Origin of the sequence: Limnobacter sp. SAORIC-690, assembly GCF_002954425.1 — a bacterium.
GTDB lineage: Bacteria > Pseudomonadota > Gammaproteobacteria > Burkholderiales > Burkholderiaceae_B > Limnobacter > Limnobacter profundi.
On sequence record NZ_MQVZ01000001.1, the window covers coordinates 1426607 to 1444479 of the forward strand.

Consider the following 17873-nt stretch of genomic DNA (forward strand, 5'->3'; position numbering starts at 1 on the left):
GGCACCCAACTCGGCGCGGCAGTCACGGGTCCCGCTCAAAGGCATTTCATTAGGTATTCAAGAATTTAAGGAGCAATTCATTCCATGGCCTCAGTAAACAAAGTAATTCTGGTTGGTAATTTGGGCAAAGACCCCGACGTGCGTTACCTGCCCGATGGCGGTGCAGTGGTGAACCTGGCCTTGGCCACATCCAGCAGCTGGAAAGACAAAAACACAGGCGAGAAGCGTGAAGAGACTGAATGGCACCGGGTGGTGATTTATGGTCGCCTGGCGGAAATTGCAGGCGAGTACTGCAAGAAAGGCCGCTCGGTGTATATCGAAGGTCGTTTGAAAACACGCAAGTGGCAAGACCAGTCGGGCGTGGACAAATACACCACGGAAATTATTGCGGATCAAATGCAATTGCTGGGTGGCCGTGAAAGTGGCGGCGGTGGTTCTTCCATGGGCGGCAGTGATGATTTTGACCAGTCACCTGCACCTAGCCGCAGCTCTGGCGGCATGCGCTCTTCAGCACCTTCGCCGCAGCGTTCTGCTCCACAAAGTGTGGCTGATCTGGATGACGACATCCCCTTCTGATTGGGATAAAAGAATTGTTGTAAAACATTTTTAACGAAATCGTGTTTTAAGTAGTTGTTTTAATTGTATTTTAGTGGGTAAATATGCCGTCAAATTCTGTAAAGAATTTGACGGTTTTTTTTTACTCCTTTGTATCTTCAATAAATGTCATTTTAAGAATCGATACATTTGTTATTTTGACAAGATAAAAATTGATATGTAGATTTGCGTAAAGAAAAGGATTCAGCATGAAAGTTGTAGTGGTAGATCATCCTTCTGGTGACCAGTTACCGATCCTATTGGACGATGAAGGGCTTCCCATTACTTTAGCTAATGAGTTCGTGTTGGCGCGGAGGGCTAATGGGCGGAACACGTTGGTAAGGAACCTTCGTGAGTTGTCATTTTTATATCAGTGGTCGAATAGGGAACGTATCGATCTTTGGGAAAGGATTTCCTCCGGTAAAGGCTCCACTGAAGCTGAGCTTCGTGGTGGGCTTTTAGAGTGTCTACGGCGAGATCAATCTAAGGGTCGTAAGGTAAAAAAGCTCTCAATTACACCCAACACCTTCAATCAACGATTGACGACTGTTTGTCAATTTTTCTCTTTTTTTTACGATGTCTATCTCGGCTCGATGCCCCTTGATGACATGCGGTCCGACCGCATTCCAGTTTGAACTACCTGACCCCGAATGAATTTGTGGCAGGATTGCAAAACGATTTACCAACCGAGACCAGAAAGTTAAGTTCTCAGTGGTAGGAAATTCCCGGGCAGGTCAATGCATCAAGGGCTGGGCCTGAAGATAGAACTTACCAGCAACCCGCAATGGGGCGAACATTGCCGCAAGGAAGCATTGGCGCATGCCAGCCTGGTAAATCAGCATCTGGCCGATGGTCGCGAATGGCTGCTGGGCGGCAAGCAGCCAACTTTTGCTGACATTACCTTGTGCACGGCCATTGCATTTTCCAAATTTCCGAGCAACCAAACGCCGCTCGATGAGCGTTTTGAGTATCTCGATTACTTTTGGCGCAGATTGCAAACCCGTGAAAGCTTCATAGCCGCTTACGCAGATGGCAATAGCGGCTAAACAGTCAGCACAATCTTGCCGATCTGCTGGTTGGATTCCATATAGCGGTGTGCTTCGACAATCTGCGCTAGCGGAAAGGTTTTGGCCACCAGCGGTTTCAGCTTGCCTTCAGTCAACCCTTGCACAATGAAGGCTTTGGCGCGTGCCATGCGTTCAGGATGGGTGCTGATTTCAAATAGGGTATACCCGCGTATGGTTAATTGCTTGGCGAGCACGGGGAACAGCGGCAATGGCGTCGGCTCTGTACTTAGGGCGCCATATTGAAAAATTATGCCACTTTGCGCGGTGGCTTCAGCCAGCTTGTTGATGGTCGGGCCAGCTACGGGATCAAACACCACGCGCACGCCTTTGTTGCTGGTGATGCGATTCACTTCAGCCACCAAATCCTGTTCTTCCGTTGCAATCACATGCTTCGCACCCTCGTCCAGCAATGTCTGGCGCTTGTTGCTGTGGCGCGTGAGCGCAATCGGTATGGCACCCAGCATATTGGCGATTTGTATGGCTGCCACACCCACGCTGCTTGATGCCGCCGGAATCAGCACAAACTCACCGACTTTGGTATCGGCAAACTCCACCAATGCGCCGTAGGCAGTCATATATTGCATCCAGATGGCGGAAGCCTCCGGCCAGGAAAGTGATGGTGGATGCTTGACCACGGCAAATGCGGGCACATTCGCCAACTCACCACACACGCCATACTGATTCTGCGAGAACGCCGGAACAGTGCTGACCGCATCACCAATTTGGAACTCGGTAACGTCCTCACCTACTCCGGCTATAGTACCCGCCGCCTCATAGCCCAGCCTCGCTGGCAGTTGCGGTGCTTCCAGATACTGACCATTGCGGAACATGACTTCGGCACGATTGAGTCCGATGGCATGCACTTTGATCTGCACTTCACCCTTGCCTGGTGCGGCGACTTGTTCATCTGCTATCTGTAATACTTCTGGTCCACCGGTTTGGTGGAATCTGACGACACGTGACATTTTTATCTCCTGATGATGTTAAAAAAGTGTGAAAATACTATCTATAATTTAATGCCAACCGCTCAGCACAATCTTGCCTATGGTGCCACCTGCTTCGAGCTGAGCGTGCGCCTTACGCAGATTGGCAGCATTGATGGGTGATAGGCTTTCATTGAGCGTGGTCTTCAGCACACCCTCATCCACCAGCTTGCCTATGCGATCCAGGATATGGTGCTGTTCTGTCATGTCGGCGGTCTGAAACATGGAGCGTGTAAACATCAGCTCCCATGCGAACGTCGCGCTTTTATTCTTGAGCAGATTGAGGTCCACCGGCTCTGCGGTTTCCACAATCGAGCAAATCTTGCCTTGCGGCTTGATGAGTTCGGCCATGACAGCAAAATAGTGATCGGTATCGTTGCAGCAGAAAATATAGTCTGGTTGGGGAATGCCGATTTCGCGCATTTGCGTCACCAGATCATGCTTATGATTGATAACGTGCTGTGCGCCTAATTCCTGCACCCACTGCACGGTCTCAGGCCGTGATGCCGTGGCTACCACGGTCAATCCGGCCAGTTTGTTCGCGAGTTGGATGGCAATCGAACCCACGCCGCCCGCACCACCTATGATGAGCAGGCTCTTATTGCGGTTCTGCGCTATATCAAGCGCAATCCCTAGCCGGTCGAATAGTGCCTCCCAGGCGGTCACCGCAGTCAGTGGCAAAGCTGCTGCTTGCTCGTAATTCAAACTCTGTGGCATGTGGCCGACGATGCGCTCATCCATGAGCTGGTATTCGGCATTGCAGCCCGAGCGCGTGATGTCACCCGCATAAAACACTTTGTCGCCAGGCTTGAACAGCGTGCAATCTGGCCCGGCTTCGACGACTTCACCAGCGGCATCCCAGCCCAGTATTTTGGGCGTAGCTTCTACTTTATCCTTGGGCTTGCGCACCTTGGTATCGACCGGGTTAACGGCGATGGCATGTACACGCACCAGCAGGTCGCGACCGGTAGCGACGGGGCTGGGCAATTCGACATCTATCAGCGATTCAGGATCGCTGATAGGTAAATACCTGGTTAATGCAACAGCTTTCATTGTGGCTCCTATTTTTTAGCGCAGGCGGAGTTGCCTGCGCTACAACTTCATATAAATTCCGGTAAAACAAACTCAGCCAACTCCTGCAACACCTCACCGGCCGGACGTTTGCCGTATTTGACATTGAATATCAGGTGATCCACGCCGATACGCTTGCTCGCTCGCAGATGCACCAGCAGCGCATTCCTGCCGAGTCGGTGACCCAGATGAATAGGCGTTGGTGCTTCGTTCGGGTTATCGGCAAGATCAATAAAATAAGACTGCGTGAATGGTTTGTACTGCCCCGGCAATTCGGCTTCTACCGTATCGCGCCAGCGCTGGACGATCTGCTCTTGGGCCTCTATGCTGCGCGGGTAGCTCATCCAGCCGTCGGCGTTGCGCGCGATCCAGCCCAAATCCTGCTGGCTATGGCCGGTGACGAGCAAGGGCACATGCGAAGCTACAGGCTTGGGAATGACATCGGCACCTTGCAGATGGCCGAAGCCGCTGCTGACTTGCGGGAAGAACTCTGACCAATAAATTTTGAGCAACTCGACCTCTTTGCGAAACATCACACCGCGCGACTCAAAATCCACGTTGAAGGCCGGGAACTCCACCATCCTATCGCCCGTAGCAATGCCCAGCAGCAAGCGGCCATTGGACAACTGGTCTATGCTGGCGGCGGCCTTGGCGATATGAATCGGGTGGCGCAACGGCAGGATGATGGAAGCCGTAAGCAGCGCGATTTCTGTGGTCTGCGCGGCCATATAACCGAGATAAGCCCACGGGTCGAATACCTGGCCGACATCGCCAAAATTCGGATCGCGCAGCGGCACATCGCGAAAGCCCAAGCTGGCAAAACCGGCTTTTTCGGCAAACTGTGCCAGCGCTACCTGGTTGTGCATGGTCGGTTGGTCGCGCTCGAAGGCCTCGATCGGGAACATGATGCCCAGCGTGAGTTTGCCACGTTGGAATGCACGCTGCCAGCCACGGTTGCCTGTCGGCGATTGATTTGGATTAGGGTTATACATTCTGCTCTATAAGAAAAAACTGGCACATCCACAAAAGGGAGGAAGGTGATGTGCCAGCATAGGCCCGAAATAGCTAGGGGGAGGAGCTATCTACTTAGCCAAAAACTGATTTAAGCCTGGCCTTTGACTGCCAGTAAATCCACGGTTTCGATCACCGGCATCTCAGCCAGCAAGTCTGTAGCATTTGCCATTAGTGCCTCAGCGATTTTCCCGGTCAAATGTGCTTGTCGACCATGTTCATCCATAAAGGTGTCAAAAATGCCAAAGGTTGCAGGCCCGAATTTGAGTGCGTACCAGGTAGCGGTTTCCGGCTCGTTTTCCACTAGTGGCAGTGCGGATTTAAGAAATGCTTCTAATGCTGCTTCCTTGCCTGGCTTGGCGTGCAGACGTACATACAGGGCTAACTTCTTGCTCATGATTGCTCCTAATATAAAAATAAAACACGAAGATGGTGGATACGCGCTATCACGCTTATCCACCCTACTAAAAATCTAAATACTCGCTTCCAGCACTTCCCTGCTCTTATCCAGCGTCACATCCTGATGCTCACCGAGTTTGACCATGCCATGACTTTCAAGCTGCGCCAGCAGGGCAGGAATGGCATCCGCGCTAATGTTGTAGGCGGATAAGCGCGTCGGCACGCTGAGGCTTTCGAAAAAAGCGCGGGTATTCTGTATGGCCGCTTCGATGCGAGCATCCTCTGTACCTTCACTGATATGCCAGACGCGCTCGGCATATTGCAGCAGCTTGGCGCGTTTGGCATCGCGACGCAGGCTGAGCATGGTCGGCAGGATGATGGCCAGGGTCTGCGCATGATCGAGACCATGCAGCGCAGTGATTTCGTGGCCTATCATGTGCGTCGCCCAATCGCTCGGCACACCAGAGCCGATTAAGCCATTCAAGGCCAGCGTGGCGACCCACATGAAATTGGCTTGCATATCGTAATCCTGCGGGTTTTGCAGAATTTTAGGGCCGATTTCAATCAGCGTTTGCAGTAGGCCTTCGGCAAAGCGGTCCTGCACGCGCGCTTCCACCGGGTAGGTCAGGTATTGCTCCATGATGTGCGTGTAGGCATCCACCACGCCGTTCGCCAACTGACGCGGCGGCAAGGTATAGGTCTTGGTCGGATCGAGTACGGAGAACTGTGGAAACACATGCTCACTGGTGAAATAGAGCTTGTCGTGTAAGCCGGATGCAGTTTCGGTGCGTGAAATCACCGAGCCGTCGTTCATCTCCGAGCCTGTTGCAGGCAAGGTCAGCACCGTGCCATAAGGCATGGCTTGTTTCACATTGGCACCGCGTTTGAGCAAAATCTCCCACGGGTCGCCCTCGGCATACACCGCCGCCGCGACAAATTTAGTGCCATCAATCACCGAGCCGCCGCCGACTGCCAACAGATAATCCAGCCTGTTAGCCTTGATTTGGTCGACGGCTTTCATGAGCGTTTCATAAGTCGGATTAGGCTCGACGCCGCTGAATTCCTCGGCATAACGCCCACCCAGTGCGGCTTTGACTTCATCCAGCGTACCATTCTTCTTGGCGCTACTTCCACCGTAAACAATCAACACGCGAGCCTCAGCAGGCACCAGCTTGTCGATTTCGGCGACCTTGCCCTTGCCGAAAGCGATACGCGTGGGATTATAAAAATCAAAATTCAACATCAAAAACTCCTTAAAAATTACAGTTATTAGACCAGTCGGCTAGTTTTCGGCCAAATAAAAAGATCGTACTCAATCAAGCCCCAGTCTAGTTTTCGTGGCGTTCATGGCGCATTCCAGAGCAGCACGCGTTCGGCTTATTTTGGTCAAAAGCGTTGCGCCTATCCACATGTAGTAAATCTCGATTGTGACGGTTTTTGCATCGAGGTTGGCGGGAAACTCGCCGGTGCGTATGCCCTGTTCCACACAGTTGGTGAGGCATGCTACCACCCGATCCGTGCCATTCTTCAGCGTCGAGCGCATGGCTTCGGAAAGATCTGTCACTTCCGCACTCAATTTAACGACCAGGCATTTATCTGTTGTGACATCGCTGGATTGGCTATCCAACCAAAATTGAAAGAACTTGAGTAGGCGGCTGGAGTTAGTACTGCCATCATCTTCAAGCATACGCTCTAACATCTGCAGGTAGTCGTCAAAATAGTCTGCTAGCAAGGCGTCGCCAAACTGCTCCTTTGACTTGAAGTAGTGATAGAACGAGCCCTTGGGCACGCCGGCAGTAGAAAGTATCTCGTTGAGACCTGCCGCAGCAAAGCCCTTGCCGAGGATGATGTCCTTGGCTGTATCGAGGATTTGCTGACGCGTATCGCCAGACTTTGTGATTGGAAACTCATTTCTCATAAGTGCATTATGGCATCAATTGGACCGGTCGTCTAGTTAAAATACAATAAAATTCAATTTACTATGTGAAGAATGTTGATTTGCACCCCCTCTTTACCCTAAGTGGGTCAATTTTGGATGCAACTCAACAACCTGCTTTACATTTGAGTGAGGACTGGTGTTCGTGGCCACTTAAAGACACCAAAAAATTCATTCTATCCTGACACTTTTATTTAGAAATTAAAAAAGAATTTACATATCAAGATCTTGGATTAACTATTTGTATTATTATAAGAACGACCCTTTTGAACGCCGCATTGCAGTAACTCCGAAAGCCTGTGTGCCTGTTACGGCCACAGGCTTTTTTCATCGACCTGCTTGTTCTTCCCGAAAAGCCTCAGTATGCTAATCGCAATAAGCAATAGTGCAGGGGGTTGTATGAAGTATCGGTTTGGTTTGCTGGGTATTTTTTTGGCAGCTTTCGCGACCATGTCGCACGCGGAAACCCAATTGCCTCCGGAGCACCCGTTGGTGGGCTTGTGGCGAATCAACCTGCCTGAACAAGCCTGTTCCGAAATTTATGACATTCGTCCCGATGGAACCACGCAAATTCTCAGTGGCGGTCAGGTGGTTCAAACACGGTATGACATCAGTTTGCGGCCTGATTCACAGGGGTTCTACAAGTGGGTCGACACCGTAGTGCAGGTGAATGACCAGCCGGATTGCATGGGGCACAAAGTACCCAATGGCAACGTGGCCACCAATTACATCGTGATGCATGCCACCGGCTCCAAATTCATGATGTGCCAGAAGGCAGAGCTTGACACCTGTTTTGGGCCCTTTCTGAAAGAGTCGGGCATCTAGCCTGGGTGTACCTGCTCTTCACGAGTTACCGAGCAGGTGCGACAGCAAGGTTCGCAATTTGGCTGCACTGAGCGGCTTGTGAACCAAAGGGAAGCCGGATGCCATCGCCTTGCGAATTGCTGATTTCGGGGGGGATGTGATGTTCACCGTTGATGACTTTCCGCAGACCGTTCAACATGTCTTCAGCGCTGCCGGATTTCGAGACAAAGCCTTGGGCTCCACAGCGTATCCCCTCTGCAATCGCGCGTTGGTCCGCAACGCCGGAAATCAGGGTAATTGGGCTGGTTGGGAATGCGCCCTTCAGTGCCAGCAGGCCTTCCAGACCTTGAAGACCTGGCAGCTGCATGTCCAGCAACACCAGGTCAAATTCGCTGATGTGGTTCGCAACTGCGACAGCCTCCTGCACAGTGCCACACTCGTGTATGTCAACGGTCTGGTCAAGTCTCAGCAAGATGTGGCGTAGCCCCTCGCGAAACAGTAAGTGATCATCAACAACCAGTAATTTCATGCTGTGGGTGCAGTTTTTTTTGATGTTGACAAATTCAGGTACTGTACGCAACTGAAATCGCATCGTCTTTATGGACGAGACGCTGTCTTGATGCACAATTGCACGATACATGATCTCTCAGGATGTCCCATGCCCCATGTCGCCTTGCTGGCTCAGCAAACCAGAGCAGTCCAGGTTCGCAATATTTTTTGCATCGGTCGAAATTACGCCGCACACATTGCCGAGTTGGGCAATCGACCCGAGGAAGATCCGGTGGTGTTTATGAAACCCACATCGGCCCTGCACCCGCCGGGAACACCGATTGTGTTGCCGGCACACTCAAGTGATGTGCATTACGAGGCCGAACTGGTTTTACTGGTGGGGCAGGGTGGAAAAAACATTGCCGAAGACAAGGCATTGAAGCACATCGCCGGCTATGGCCTAGGCCTTGATCTGACCGCACGCGATCTGCAGACCAAAGCCAAGCAGGGTGGCTTGCCTTGGGCTGTGGCCAAGGGTTTTGACTGTTCCGCTACAGTGACACAGTTTGTGCCCGCAGAGCACATTGAGCACCCGCACAGCATTGAGTTTCAAATGCATTTGAACGGACAAATTCGGCAGCACGGTGATGTCCGGAAAATGCTGTTTCCAATTCCGTTTATCGTGCGTTACTTGAGTCAGGTGTTTACCCTGCAAGAGGGTGATCTTGTTTTCACAGGAACTCCCGAGGGCGTAGGACCTCTAAAAGGCGGCGATCAAGTCCGTTTGATTCTTCCCGGCTTGATCGATACTGAATTCAAAGTGAGTTGATTCAATGAAAAAATTTTGTATGAAACATGGCCTTGCAGTGTTGCTGTTGGCCTCTTCCAGTCTGATGGCGGCTTGCAGCGAAAAACCGGCGGAAGTCGTTCAGCAGGGCGATAACTTTGTCGAGGTTTGGAAAACACCCACCTGTGGATGTTGCTCGGAGTGGGTTGAGCACCTGGAGCAGAACGGCTTCACCGTGAAGGTGAACGATGTTCAGAATACCGACTCATTCCGCGCCGCTTTGGGTATGCCTCAGCAATACGGTAGTTGTCACAGCGCCAAAGTAGCAGGCTATGCGGTCGAAGGACACGTGCCTGCTGAAGACATCAAGAAATTAATTGCGGAAAAACCCGATGCGGTGGGTCTGTCAGTGCCAGCCATGCCCATGGGTTCTCCAGGCATGGAGCATCCCGATTTTCCGCACAAGCGCGCTCAATACGATGTGTTGCTGGTCAACAAAAATGGCTCGTACACTTCCTACACGCATTACAGTGCCATCCAGTAAGGCGGCTGAGCCCGAGAGGGCGCTAGGCCCCGCGAATCTCGCTGGGGCTTTTCCCAAACCAGCGCTTGCAGGCTCTGCTGAAGGCTGAGGCATCCGAGAATCCCAGGTCAAGTGCAATCGCTGTCAGCGAATCCTGGCTTTGTTTAAGTCGGCGAGTTGCTTCGCTTTGCCTTATTTCGTCAACAATGCTAGCAAGGTTAGTGCCCTCTTCGGCCAGCTTGCGCTGCAAGTTGCGGCTGCTCATGTGCATGAATGCAGCAGCCTGTTCAATACTGGGTGCGCCTTTGTCCAGTTGACTCAGCGCCCATTGGCGAACGGCTTTGCTGGCGCTGTGGGCGGGTTTCAAGCGTTCAATCGCCGCCTGGCTGGCCTGGTCGAGGTGTTCTGCAATCAAGGGGTTTGCGCCCTTCAGGCGGGTGTGTACGGTGGCCAACGCATACACGATACGCATGGTTTCGCAGCCAAATATCAAGGGAGCTGCAAAGCTTTTTTCAAAGAACTCCAGGTTGCCTGTTTGCGGTGCAGGGCGACTTAATTCAACCCGCAAAGGCACCAAACCCGGCTCTCCCAGGCCTTTGCCGGCGTTGGCCAACAAGCAAAGAAAACCGTCGGTGGATTGATGTGCGGGTTGAGCGCCTTCCCTCAGTTTGAGTTCAACAATGAATTCAGACTCGGTGGTTTGAAGCTCGATTGCACTGGCGTCTGTGACGAGATCGGCAAACCTTCGCATGCGACCAAACGCCTGCTCCAGGGTCTCGCTGGCCATGACGCTAAGCCCCACTGCATGAAAGGTTGCTGGCGTGATGTGCCGAATGGCTTTGATGCCCAACGTTTCATCACCCGTGGCCTGAACGGCTTTTTGCCACAGCAGGGTGGTTTGTGGCACGGGATAGCGTGCTTCCGGAGACTCCAGCAGGGCAATGTCAAGCCCGGCTTGCTCAAACAAGGGGGCCGGTTGACAGCCCTGCAGCTCCAGTTCGCGCGCCAATCCGCGCATCCAGCTGGCCAGCGCGGTCGGTGTGTTTGTGTTCGAATTGGACGCTTTGTTGTTCATTGCTTCTTGATTTTGGCGCCGAAGGTCATGGGCTTGTCGTTCTGGAACAAGCTTTACTTGTCAAACCCAAGCATACTTCAATCACCAAAAGCCAAAACGAAAAGAGGCAAGAGTATGTCAAGTTTGAGTGAAAAACTGATGGGTCAGGCGGCAAAGGCCGATGGTGGCTCACGCATCAAGCAAAACAGCATCAATGCGCAGGATCAAAAACGCATTGCTGCCATTAAAACTGCGGTGCTGGCCGAAGGTGATCGCATTCGCGCCAAATATCCAATTTTGAAGCATCAAGACCTGATCGGCATGGCCATTTTGCTGTTCTCGATTGCAGGTGCGGTGTTGACTGGTTGGGCTTATCTGGAAGGCGTGCTGGCCTGGTACGTGACCATTCCAGTGATTGCGATTTTCCTGAGCTTTACGCACGAGCTGGAACATGACCTGATTCACTACATGTATTTCCGCAAGAACAAGTTCATGCACAACCTCATGATGGCTCTGGTGTGGATTTGCCGCCCCAGCACCATCAATCCTTGGGCACGTCGCCACCTCCACTTGCATCATCACAAGCATTCCGGCACTGAAACCGATTTGGAAGAGCGCGCAATCACCAACGGTGAGCGCTTCACGCCCCTGCGTCTGTTGATGATGTTTGATCTGGAACTGAGTGTTGTGCTGCGGATGTTCAAGATTCCAAAGAACCGTCGCCTGAAAATGTTGATGATGGGTGCTGCCGGCAACTTCCCTGTGGCTTCCGTGTTCTACATTGGCTGGCATGCCTACGTGGCGTACTGGGCCATCGAGGCGGCTGCATGGGCTGTTGGGTACAGCGTGCCTTGGCCAGCGTTTGTGACTCCTGAGCTTGTGGCCACTGCCAATACAGTTGCAGTGCTGATTTTTGCCCCTAACTTGTTGCGCTCTTTCAGCATCAACTTCATCAGTTCGAACATGCACTATTTCGGCGATATTGAAGACGGTAATTTCGTGCAGCAGTGCCAGGTACTTAACAGCAAGTGGTTCATCATTCCCCACCTGTTCTGTTTCAACTTCGGCTCCACACATGGCATTCACCACTTTGTAGTACGTGACCCGTTCTATATTCGCCAAATGACCGCCAAGCGTGCCCATGAGGTGATGCGAGAAAACGGTGTTCGATTCAATGATCTGGGCACTTTCAAGCGAGCCAACCGTTGGTCCATGAACGAGCAAGGTCAAAAAGAGGCAGGATACCAGGCCGCCTAAGAGCCTGTTGATCCAAAACCGCTCTTTGCTAGAGAGAGGGCGGCGTAGTTCTAGTGTCATTGGCTGAATTCTTCAATGGGGCAGCCTACTCCGTCGACACGAAGGGCGCTTTTCGAGAGGAAAGCGCTCTTTTTTTGTCTTTGAAATTCAGGATGTTGGAGTTCTACAGCCTTCCATCTTATAATGGGGAGTTTTTCGTTTGTATTTGCAGGTGTAGCGGAAATGCCAATTTATGCGTATCGCTGTGAAGCGTGTGGCTTCGAAAAAGACGTGTTGCAAAAACTGAGCGATGCCCCTTTGACCCAGTGTCCAAGTTGTGGGCAGGCCAGTTTTGCAAAGCAGGTGACTGCGGCAGGCTTTCAATTAAAAGGCTCGGGTTGGTATGTCACTGATTTCCGGGGCGGCAGTGGAGCGTCGTCGGTGACGGGCTCAACGGCGGCGTCCGGTGCCTCAGCGGCGTCGACCAGCGCACCCTCACCCTCAACCACTGCGCCGAGTGCCGATGCCAGCTAAATCCACAGCCAAGTCATCGGCCAAGTTGCCTGAACGGGTATTGAACTCGGACATCATCAAGAAATACCTGCTGACGGGTTTGTTGATCTGGGTGCCTTTGGGAATCACCTTGTGGGTGTTGGCCTTGGTGGTGGGTTTGATGGACCAAACCCTGATGTTGCTGCCCGATGCTTTGCACCCCCGGGTGTGGCTGGGTGTGCATATTCCCGGGCTGGGTGTTATTTTGACGCTTGCCGTGCTGTTGGGCACAGGGGTGTTGGCAGCCAATTACTTTGGTGCATGGTTGTTCAAGGCAGGGGACTGGGTGCTGTCGCGCATTCCCCTGTTCAAAATTGTGTACAACAGCGTCAAGCAGGTGTCCGATACGCTGTTAAGCTCGTCTGGCAAAGCATTCACACGTTCGGTGTTGGTGCCCTATCCACACCCCGGGGTGTGGGCCTTGGGTTTTGTGACCGGCACACCGCCGCCCAGCCTGCTGGAGAACCTGAATGATCAAGGGCCGCTGGTGTCTGTTTATGTGCCCACCTCACCCAGCCCAGCCTCGGGATACGTGATCATGGTTCCAGAGAAATTATTGCGTCCGTCCGGTTTGTCGGTGGACGAGGCCTTGAAGTACATTGTGTCTTTGGGGGTGGTAACACCTTCTGATGACGTGTTGGATCAACCCATTAAACAAGACTTACATTCATGAAAATGCGTACTGACTATTGTGGCAATGTGTCACAGGCCTACTTGGGCCAAACCATTGCCCTGTGCGGCTGGGTACAACGTCGCCGTGACCACGGTGGTGTTATTTTTATCGACCTTCGCGACCGAGAAGGTTTGGTGCAGGTGGTGTGCGACCCCGACCTGGCCGATGTATTCGCTACCGCCGAAACCTTGCGCAATGAATTTTGTGTGCGTGTGGAAGGCCTGGTGCGTGCCCGCCCATCGGGTACTGAAAACAGCAACCTGAAAAGCGGTGCTGTGGAAGTACTGTGCAAGGGGCTTGAAATTCTGAATGCCTCGGTCACGCCCCCTTTCCAGCTGGACGATGAAAACCTGTCTGAAACCACACGCCTGACTCACCGGGTTCTGGATTTGCGCCGTCCGCAAATGCAGAAGAACCTGATGCTGCGCTACAAAGTGGCCATGGCTATTCGCAACCACCTGGATGCACAGGGTTTCGTAGACATTGAAACGCCCATGCTGACCAAGAGCACGCCGGAAGGCGCACGCGATTACCTGGTGCCCTCCGTGTGCATGCGGGCGAGTTTTTCGCCCTGCCGCAGTCACCCCAGTTGTTCAAACAAATGCTGATGGTGGCTGGTTATGATCGTTATTACCAAATCACCAAATGTTTCCGCGACGAAGACCTGCGCGCCGATCGTCAGCCTGAATTTACCCAGGTGGATATTGAAACTTCCTTTTTGACTGAGCAGGAAATTCGTGACCTGTTCGAGGACATGATCCGCAAGGTGTTCAAGCAAACCATGGATGTGGAATTGCAAAACCCCTTCCCCGTGATGCCCTACAGCGAGGCCATGGCGCGTTTTGGTTCAGACAAGCCCGACCTGCGCGTGAAGATGGAGTTCACTGAACTCACCGACATCATGAAGGATGTGGATTTCAAGGTGTTCTCCGGCCCAGCAACATGGACAATGGCCGTGTTGTGGCGCTGCGTGTGCCTGGTGGTGCCGAGATTCCGCGTTCGGAAATTGACAACTACACCAAGTTTGTGGGCATTTACGGCGCCAAAGGTCTGGCCTGGATCAAGGTCAATGAGCTGGCCAAGGGGCGTGATGGTTTGCAGTCGCCCATCGTGAAAAACATTCACGACACAGCCCTGAATGAACTGCTCAAGCGCAGTGGCGCGGCTGATGGCGACATTCTGTTCTTTGGTGCTGACAAGGCCAAGGTGGTGAACGACGCCATGGGTGCACTTCGCCTGAAGATTGGCCATAGCGAATTTGGTCAGAAAGCCGGTTTGGTGCAGGGCAAGTGGGAGCCATTGTGGGTGATCGACTTCCCCATGTTTGAACTGGACGAAGAAGCTGGTCGCTGGGTGGCTTGCCACCACCCCTTCACGAGCCCCAAAGACGGCCATGAAGATTACCTGACCACCGATCCCGGCAAGTGTCTGGCAAAAGCCTATGACATGGTGCTGAACGGTTGGGAATTGGGCGGTGGTTCGGTCCGTATTCACAAGGAAAAGGTTCAGAGCAAGGTGTTCCGTGCGCTGAATATTTCTGAAGAAGAAGCTGCAGCCAAGTTTGGTTTCCTGCTGGATGCCCTGCAATACGGTGCGCCACCCCATGGTGGTTTGGCCTTTGGTCTGGATCGGATCGTGACCATGATGAGTGGTGCAGAGAGCATTCGAGATGTAATCGCTTTCCCGAAAACACAGCGTGCGCAGTGCCTGTTGACCCAGGCTCCAAGCCCAGTGGACGAAAAGCAGTTGCGTGAGTTGCATATTCGTTTGCGGCAGACCGAACCCAAAAACGTCGCTTGACCACCGTAGGCGGCGCAGTTTTGAGCGGTCATAAAATCCCTGTGTCGGTGCTGGTCGTGATGGTCAGCCCGGCCGGGGATTTTTTACTGATAGAACGGGCTGACAAAGCCGGTTACTGGCAATCAGTGACCGGTAGCCTTGATCTTCCGGATGAATTGCCCTTGCATGCGGCTGTGCGTGAGCTGGCCGAGGAAACCGGTTTTGCGGCCACGCCTGTGCAGTCACCCACTGTGCTGGATGCCAAACCTGATGAATTGTTGCAACCCGGCGTACTCAGGCCGTGGCCACACAGTTCGCAGTATGAAATATTCGAACATTGGCGTCATCGCTACCCGCAAGGCGTTACCCACAATACGGAGCACTGGTTCCTGGTTTGTGTGCCTGCAGAGTTTGTTCCCCAGCTGGCTGCCAATGAACATGTCGGATATGCCTGGTTAAGTGCACAGGAGGCAGCGGACCGCTGTTTTTCACCCAACAATGCACAAGCCATTCTTGATTTGAACTTAAAGCTTCAGGCTGGGCTGGCTTGAAAATACAAAGGGGCCGCGAAGGGCCCCTTTTTTCATATACGGTATATAGCTGCTGCTGGAAACGGTTTTAAACTGCTTTAGAAGGTTCAATTTTTACAATTCGAGTATAGGGGTAACCCTAATTGGGGGGCAATACCCAGTGTTTGTGACATGACTTGAATTGACTTGGTAATTTACCGATCTATTTTCTAGGTATTGCATGTAATGCGACTTCGAATTGCGACCTACAACATTCACAAAGGGGTGATGGGCCTGCGCAAGCCTTCCCTGACCATTCACGCCCTGCGCGAACAAATTCATGCCATGAATGCCGACCTGGTGTTTTTACAGGAAGTGCAGGGCAGGCACGACCGCCATGCTGGCAAGTTTGAGCATTGGCCCGAGGGTGGGCAGCACGAGTTTCTGGCCCAATCGCCCTCTGCGATTGACAAGCTGTTGGGCCATGCCAGCCAGCAATACTTCACAGCTTACGGCATGAATGCGGTGTATTCGCACGGGCACCATGGCAACGCCTTGTTGTCGCGATATGAAATTGAATGGATGCTGAATCAGGACGTGTCAGACCATCGGCTTGAGCAGCGGGGTTTGTTGCATTGCTGTATTAAAACGCCCGTAGGCCCCATTCACGCCATGGTGGCGCATTTTGGTTTGCTGTATCGCAGCCGTGTGCGGCAGGCCAGCAAACTGATTGAACATGTGGGTACGCATGTGCCTGCTGGTATGCCTTTGGTGGTTGCTGGCGATTTCAACGATTGGCAGCGCCGCTTGGGGCCAATTTTGCAGCAAGGCTTGAAGGCCGAGGAAGTCATGCCCCTGGACAAACACAATCGCCTGGCCCGCGTGGGTAGTTTTCCGAGCCGGTTTCCTGTTCTGGGACTCGACCGCGTATTTGTCCGTGGTTTTAAGGTTCATGAGGCCACGGTGCTTCATGGGCCTGCTTGGGCCAAGTTGTCTGACCATGCGCCATTCGTGGTCGACCTGGAGTGTGCATGGTGTTGAACCTGTTGCCGGCAGCCGCGCCCGAGCGGGAGGGCAATGCGGTTGAGTTGTTGGTGGGCGGCGAGCAACTGTTCCCAAGAGCGTTGGACGCCATCGAGCAGGCCAGGCATGCCGTGCGCATCGAAACCTATATTTTTGCAAACGACTCAATTGGCGAAGCATTTTGTGAGGCGATGTGCCGTGCTGCAGCACGCGGGGTGAATGTGCGCCTGGTGCTGGATGGTTTTGGTGGACAGGAAGGCGTACGCACATGGGTGCCCACTTTGCAGCAGCATGGCGTGCATGTGCGGGTGTTTCGGCCTGAGGGCGTGTTGTTCAAGCTGAACCCGAAACGGCTTCGCCGCATGCACCGGAAAATCATTGCCGTCGATCACGACATTGCTTTTGTGGGCGGCATTAACCTGATTGATGACTTGAATCATGAAGGGGAACGCGATGAGTTGCTGAAGGCAACAGAGCGCGCGCGACAGAAAAGGGAGCCGATTTGGGGCGCTTCAGGTGGAATGCGTGAGCAAGCCATGACGGTGAATACTGACTTGCTTGATCAACAATCGCTTGGACCCCGATACGACTTCGCGGTACAGCTGAAGGGCCCAGTGGTGCAAGATGTGTGGCACAACATGGAGTGGCTGTGGCTGCAGATTGGCCCGGGCGGCCGGGTGACAGATACTTTTAGTTCGGTTTGGTGGAAGGAAAGGGTTGAACAGTTGCAAGAGGCAATGGCCCGCCAGCGCGCAACGCCCAAACCCAAAGCAGCGGGCAAGGTAAAAGCCCAGCTGGCTGTGCGCGACAATTTTCGCTTGCGCAGGCGAATTGAGCGTGCCTACGTGCAGGCCATTGGCAATGCGCAGCGCTCAATCATTCTGAGCAATGCTTATTTTTTGCCCGGCCGCAAAATACGCAAAGCCTTGCTGGCTGCGCGTGCGCGAGGCGTACATATTCAGTTGTTGTTGCAAGGGCGAGTGGAGTATCGCTTTCAGCATTACGCCACGCAAAGTTTGTATTCGAGTTTGTTGAGTGCGGGGGTCGATATTTATGAGTATTTGCCCAGCTTTCTACACGCCAAAGTAGCAGTGGTGGATTCCAACTGGGCCACGGTGGGTTCATCCAACCTGGACCCATTGAGTTCTCTGTTTGCACGAGAGGCCAATGTGATTGTGTATAACCGCGAGTTTGCAAGTGCGCTGCGCGAAGAACTACAAAAATCCATTCAGACAGACAGCCGCGAAATTCAAGCCCATGTACACGCACAGCGACCTTTGAAAGAAAGGGTGTTCAGCTGGCTGTGTTATAAATTAATGCTCTTGGCTGTTTTTCTGGGTGGTTTTGGCAGCCGGTATTAGTGCCTGTTCTTGAAGGTAGTGC

The 17873-nt window shown here is 52.8% G+C and carries 20 protein-coding genes and 1 pseudogene; 13 read left to right on the plus strand and 8 right to left on the minus strand.

The window, feature by feature from the left end:
- Window positions 1-84 precede the first annotated feature (84 nt).
- The 3 genes from ssb to BSZ31_RS06790 all read left to right on the plus strand — a co-directional run bounded on the left by ssb (window position 85) and on the right by BSZ31_RS06790 (window position 1640).
- The gene (gene ssb / locus BSZ31_RS06780) at window positions 85-576 is read left to right on the plus strand and encodes a single-stranded DNA-binding protein (RefSeq protein ID WP_105028102.1); all 492 of its coding nucleotides are present in this window, start codon (window positions 85-87) and stop codon (window positions 574-576) included.
- A gap of 227 nt (window positions 577-803) precedes the next feature.
- On the plus strand, window positions 804-1229 hold the full coding sequence (locus BSZ31_RS06785) for a hypothetical protein (protein WP_105028103.1): 426 nt from the start codon (window positions 804-806) through the stop codon (window positions 1227-1229).
- A gap of 102 nt (window positions 1230-1331) precedes the next feature.
- The gene (locus tag BSZ31_RS06790) at window positions 1332-1640 is read left to right on the plus strand and encodes a glutathione S-transferase domain-containing protein (RefSeq protein ID WP_206018557.1); all 309 of its coding nucleotides are present in this window, start codon (window positions 1332-1334) and stop codon (window positions 1638-1640) included.
- On the opposite strand, the gene BSZ31_RS06795 is transcribed toward BSZ31_RS06790, so the two are convergent.
- The 6 genes from BSZ31_RS06795 to BSZ31_RS06820 form a co-directional block, all read right to left on the minus strand.
- Window positions 1637-2626 carry a zinc-dependent alcohol dehydrogenase family protein gene (locus BSZ31_RS06795; protein WP_105028104.1) on the minus strand — a complete coding sequence of 330 codons (990 nt, stop codon included), beginning with the start codon at window positions 2624-2626 and terminating at the stop codon, window positions 1637-1639. The genes BSZ31_RS06790 and BSZ31_RS06795 overlap by 4 nt on opposite strands.
- Window positions 2627-2674: 48 nt before the next feature.
- Complete coding sequence (locus BSZ31_RS06800; RefSeq protein WP_105028105.1) at window positions 2675-3697, minus strand: zinc-binding alcohol dehydrogenase family protein; 1023 nt, start codon at window positions 3695-3697, stop codon at window positions 2675-2677.
- A 47-nt stretch (window positions 3698-3744) separates the two neighbouring features.
- Window positions 3745-4707, minus strand: a complete 963-nt coding sequence (locus BSZ31_RS06805) for an LLM class oxidoreductase (protein WP_105028106.1) — start codon at window positions 4705-4707, stop codon at window positions 3745-3747.
- Window positions 4708-4817: 110 nt separating this feature from the next.
- On the minus strand, window positions 4818-5123 hold the full coding sequence (locus BSZ31_RS06810; RefSeq protein ID WP_105028107.1) for a putative quinol monooxygenase: 306 nt from the start codon (window positions 5121-5123) through the stop codon (window positions 4818-4820).
- A 75-nt stretch (window positions 5124-5198) separates the two neighbouring features.
- A complete protein-coding gene (locus BSZ31_RS06815; protein WP_105028108.1) occupies window positions 5199-6368 on the minus strand; it encodes an iron-containing alcohol dehydrogenase in 1170 nt (389 codons plus the stop codon).
- Window positions 6369-6437: 69 nt separating this feature from the next.
- Window positions 6438-7043 (minus strand): TetR/AcrR family transcriptional regulator, encoded by a 606-nt coding sequence (locus tag BSZ31_RS06820; RefSeq protein ID WP_105028109.1) that lies wholly within the window; start codon window positions 7041-7043, stop codon window positions 6438-6440.
- Between the two features lie 417 nt (window positions 7044-7460).
- Between BSZ31_RS06820 and BSZ31_RS06825 the strand changes: the two genes are divergently transcribed.
- Window positions 7461-7886, plus strand: coding sequence for a hypothetical protein (locus BSZ31_RS06825; RefSeq protein ID WP_105028110.1), 426 nt, complete (start codon window positions 7461-7463; stop codon window positions 7884-7886).
- A gap of 25 nt (window positions 7887-7911) precedes the next feature.
- Here BSZ31_RS06825 and BSZ31_RS06830 read toward each other — a convergent pair whose 3' ends face one another.
- Window positions 7912-8394, minus strand: a complete 483-nt coding sequence (locus tag BSZ31_RS06830; RefSeq protein ID WP_168426884.1) for a response regulator transcription factor — start codon at window positions 8392-8394, stop codon at window positions 7912-7914.
- Between the two features lie 129 nt (window positions 8395-8523).
- On the opposite strand from BSZ31_RS06830, the gene BSZ31_RS06835 reads away from it, so the two are divergent.
- Both BSZ31_RS06835 and BSZ31_RS06840 read left to right on the plus strand, forming a co-directional pair.
- Entirely contained in the window at window positions 8524-9183 is a 660-nt protein-coding gene (locus tag BSZ31_RS06835; protein WP_105028112.1) for a fumarylacetoacetate hydrolase family protein, read from the plus strand.
- A 19-nt stretch (window positions 9184-9202) separates the two neighbouring features.
- A complete protein-coding gene (locus tag BSZ31_RS06840) occupies window positions 9203-9685 on the plus strand; it encodes a DUF411 domain-containing protein (protein ID WP_240605663.1) in 483 nt (160 codons plus the stop codon).
- Between the two features lie 22 nt (window positions 9686-9707).
- On the opposite strand, the gene BSZ31_RS06845 is transcribed toward BSZ31_RS06840, so the two are convergent.
- Complete coding sequence (locus BSZ31_RS06845; protein ID WP_105028113.1) at window positions 9708-10739, minus strand: AraC family transcriptional regulator; 1032 nt, start codon at window positions 10737-10739, stop codon at window positions 9708-9710.
- A gap of 114 nt (window positions 10740-10853) precedes the next feature.
- Between BSZ31_RS06845 and BSZ31_RS06850 the strand changes: the two genes are divergently transcribed.
- The 7 genes and pseudogenes from BSZ31_RS06850 to BSZ31_RS06880 all read left to right on the plus strand — a co-directional run bounded on the left by BSZ31_RS06850 (window position 10854) and on the right by BSZ31_RS06880 (window position 17851).
- Window positions 10854-11975, plus strand: a complete 1122-nt coding sequence (locus BSZ31_RS06850; protein ID WP_105028114.1) for a fatty acid desaturase — start codon at window positions 10854-10856, stop codon at window positions 11973-11975.
- A 222-nt stretch (window positions 11976-12197) separates the two neighbouring features.
- On the plus strand, window positions 12198-12488 hold the full coding sequence (locus BSZ31_RS06855; protein WP_105029784.1) for an FmdB family zinc ribbon protein: 291 nt from the start codon (window positions 12198-12200) through the stop codon (window positions 12486-12488).
- Window positions 12478-13179, plus strand: a complete 702-nt coding sequence (locus BSZ31_RS06860) for a DUF502 domain-containing protein (protein WP_008249509.1) — start codon at window positions 12478-12480, stop codon at window positions 13177-13179. Before BSZ31_RS06855 ends, BSZ31_RS06860 begins: the two co-directional genes overlap by 11 nt.
- Window positions 13176-14979 (plus strand): annotated as a pseudogene (gene aspS, locus BSZ31_RS06865) (aspartate--tRNA ligase). Before BSZ31_RS06860 ends, aspS begins: the two are co-directional and overlap by 4 nt.
- A gap of 20 nt (window positions 14980-14999) precedes the next feature.
- Window positions 15000-15509, plus strand: coding sequence for a dihydroneopterin triphosphate diphosphatase (nudB, locus tag BSZ31_RS06870; RefSeq protein WP_240605664.1), 510 nt, complete (start codon window positions 15000-15002; stop codon window positions 15507-15509).
- Between the two features lie 204 nt (window positions 15510-15713).
- The gene (locus tag BSZ31_RS06875) at window positions 15714-16508 is read left to right on the plus strand and encodes an endonuclease/exonuclease/phosphatase family protein (RefSeq protein ID WP_105028116.1); all 795 of its coding nucleotides are present in this window, start codon (window positions 15714-15716) and stop codon (window positions 16506-16508) included.
- Entirely contained in the window at window positions 16499-17851 is a 1353-nt protein-coding gene (locus BSZ31_RS06880; protein ID WP_105028117.1) for a phosphatidylserine/phosphatidylglycerophosphate/cardiolipin synthase family protein, read from the plus strand. The genes BSZ31_RS06875 and BSZ31_RS06880 overlap by 10 nt, the downstream gene beginning before the upstream one ends.
- The last annotated feature ends 22 nt before the right edge of the window (window positions 17852-17873 follow it).

What these genes read in the sequence shown, in the direction of transcription:
- BSZ31_RS06880 (WP_105028117.1), top strand. Translation starts at nt 16,499, where the DNA reads ATGGTGTTGAACCTGTTGCCGGCAGCCGCGCCCGAGCGGGAGGGCAAT.
- BSZ31_RS06805 (WP_105028106.1), bottom strand. Translation starts at nt 4,707, where the DNA reads ATGTATAACCCTAATCCAAATCAATCGCCGACAGGCAACCGTGGCTGG.
- BSZ31_RS06840 (WP_240605663.1), top strand. Translation starts at nt 9,203, where the DNA reads ATGAAACATGGCCTTGCAGTGTTGCTGTTGGCCTCTTCCAGTCTGATG.
- BSZ31_RS06825 (WP_105028110.1), top strand. Translation starts at nt 7,461, where the DNA reads ATGAAGTATCGGTTTGGTTTGCTGGGTATTTTTTTGGCAGCTTTCGCG.
- BSZ31_RS06800 (WP_105028105.1), bottom strand. Translation starts at nt 3,697, where the DNA reads ATGAAAGCTGTTGCATTAACCAGGTATTTACCTATCAGCGATCCTGAA.
- BSZ31_RS06860 (WP_008249509.1), top strand. Translation starts at nt 12,478, where the DNA reads ATGCCAGCTAAATCCACAGCCAAGTCATCGGCCAAGTTGCCTGAACGG.
- BSZ31_RS06850 (WP_105028114.1), top strand. Translation starts at nt 10,854, where the DNA reads ATGTCAAGTTTGAGTGAAAAACTGATGGGTCAGGCGGCAAAGGCCGAT.
- BSZ31_RS06855 (WP_105029784.1), top strand. Translation starts at nt 12,198, where the DNA reads ATGCCAATTTATGCGTATCGCTGTGAAGCGTGTGGCTTCGAAAAAGAC.
- ssb (WP_105028102.1), top strand. Translation starts at nt 85, where the DNA reads ATGGCCTCAGTAAACAAAGTAATTCTGGTTGGTAATTTGGGCAAAGAC.
- BSZ31_RS06815 (WP_105028108.1), bottom strand. Translation starts at nt 6,368, where the DNA reads ATGTTGAATTTTGATTTTTATAATCCCACGCGTATCGCTTTCGGCAAG.
- BSZ31_RS06830 (WP_168426884.1), bottom strand. Translation starts at nt 8,394, where the DNA reads ATGAAATTACTGGTTGTTGATGATCACTTACTGTTTCGCGAGGGGCTA.
- BSZ31_RS06785 (WP_105028103.1), top strand. Translation starts at nt 804, where the DNA reads ATGAAAGTTGTAGTGGTAGATCATCCTTCTGGTGACCAGTTACCGATC.
- BSZ31_RS06820 (WP_105028109.1), bottom strand. Translation starts at nt 7,043, where the DNA reads ATGAGAAATGAGTTTCCAATCACAAAGTCTGGCGATACGCGTCAGCAA.
- BSZ31_RS06835 (WP_105028112.1), top strand. Translation starts at nt 8,524, where the DNA reads ATGCCCCATGTCGCCTTGCTGGCTCAGCAAACCAGAGCAGTCCAGGTT.
- BSZ31_RS06875 (WP_105028116.1), top strand. Translation starts at nt 15,714, where the DNA reads ATGCGACTTCGAATTGCGACCTACAACATTCACAAAGGGGTGATGGGC.
- BSZ31_RS06810 (WP_105028107.1), bottom strand. Translation starts at nt 5,123, where the DNA reads ATGAGCAAGAAGTTAGCCCTGTATGTACGTCTGCACGCCAAGCCAGGC.
- BSZ31_RS06790 (WP_206018557.1), top strand. Translation starts at nt 1,332, where the DNA reads ATGCATCAAGGGCTGGGCCTGAAGATAGAACTTACCAGCAACCCGCAA.
- BSZ31_RS06845 (WP_105028113.1), bottom strand. Translation starts at nt 10,739, where the DNA reads ATGAACAACAAAGCGTCCAATTCGAACACAAACACACCGACCGCGCTG.
- BSZ31_RS06795 (WP_105028104.1), bottom strand. Translation starts at nt 2,626, where the DNA reads ATGTCACGTGTCGTCAGATTCCACCAAACCGGTGGACCAGAAGTATTA.